We start from the raw sequence: 600 nt of genomic DNA, 5'->3' as shown, positions 1-600 counted from the left end.
TCCTCGTCCTTGTTGATCGCAACAATGACCTTGGAGTCCTTCATGCCCGCCAGGTGCTGGATGGCACCGGAGATGCCGACGGCGATGTACAGCTGCGGCGCAACGATCTTGCCGGTCTGGCCGACCTGCATGTCGTTGGGCACGAAGCCGGCATCGACAGCGGCACGCGAGGCACCCACACCGGCGCCCAGCTTGTCGGCCAGTTCGTACAGCATCTGGAAGTTGTCGCCGTTCTGCATGCCGCGGCCACCGGAGACCACAACCTTGGCACCGGCCAGCTCGGGACGGTCGGACTTGGCCAGCTCCTCGCCGACGAAGGCGGAGGTACCGGCGTCGTGGGCGGCGCTGATGGCTTCAACGGCGGCACTGCCCCCTTCAGCGGCGACGGCGTCAAAGCCGGTGGCACGCACGGTGATGACCTTGATCGGCGCGTCGGACTTGACGGTAGCGATCGCGTTACCGGCATAGATCGGGCGCTTGAAGGTGTCGGCGCTTTCCACGGCGATAATCTCGGAGATCTGGTCGACATCCAGCAGGGCAGCGACGCGCGGCAGGTAGTTCTTGCCGTTGGTGCTGGCCGGGGCCAGGATGTGGCTGTAG

1 protein-coding gene is annotated in these 600 nt (G+C 65.5%); it reads right to left on the bottom strand.

The window, feature by feature from the left end; all coding sequences use genetic code 11:
• Positions 1-600 (bottom strand): electron transfer flavoprotein subunit alpha/FixB family protein (locus tag IEW63_RS14545; protein WP_195826176.1); only part of this gene is annotated, 600 nt, incomplete at both ends.

The organism is Halopseudomonas pertucinogena (assembly GCF_014646575.1).
Lineage (GTDB): Bacteria > Pseudomonadota > Gammaproteobacteria > Pseudomonadales > Pseudomonadaceae > Halopseudomonas > Halopseudomonas pertucinogena.
The sequence above is the reverse complement of the archived record's forward strand: the minus strand, read 5'-3'. Positions and strand labels throughout refer to the sequence as shown.